1 protein-coding gene is annotated in these 556 nt (G+C 50.5%); it reads left to right on the top strand.

The features are described 5' to 3' along the window. Window positions 1-100 precede the first annotated feature (100 nt). A partial coding sequence (locus tag AC27K1_RS21665) for a transposase (protein ID WP_487152873.1) occupies window positions 101-556 on the top strand: 456 nt, incomplete at its 3' end.

The following is a 556-nucleotide window of genomic DNA, read 5'->3' as shown; positions in this document are numbered from 1 at the left end:
GGCGTTGAGCCTGTAGAAAAACGTCTGGAAGTACTGGCAGTCCCCGTCATAGCAGGTATCCTTTAGAAATCTGCCCCAGAGTTCTATTTCGAGCCTCGCCATGCCTCGCTTCAAGCCGTACGACACTCGTCAGAATCTTTTATTACCGATTAATTTGGCCGAGCAGCTTGTGCCCGGTTCTTTTGAGTACACCCTGAATTACCTGGTGGATCATGAAATCGATACGTCCATCTTCCATGATCATTACCACAACGATAACACCGGGCGACTGGCGTATGACCCGGCCATGCTATTGAAAGTGGTGCTGTTTGCCTATTCCCGTGGCATCACCTCCAGTCGCAGGATTGAGAAAGCCTGTCATGAGAATGTGGTCTTCATGGCGCTCTCCGCCGACAGTCAGCCGCATTTCACGACCATTGCCGACTTTATCAGCCGTATGCACAAGCCGGTGGGACAACTGTTTATTCAGGTTTTGATGATCTGTGACCAGCTCGGTCTGATCGGTAAGGATATGTTTGCCATAGATGGTCGCAAGATGTCGTCCAACGCCAGCAAA

It is taken from the genome of Kistimonas ophiarachnellae, from assembly GCF_057552235.1.
This window is presented reverse-complemented; position numbering and strand designations above follow the sequence as displayed.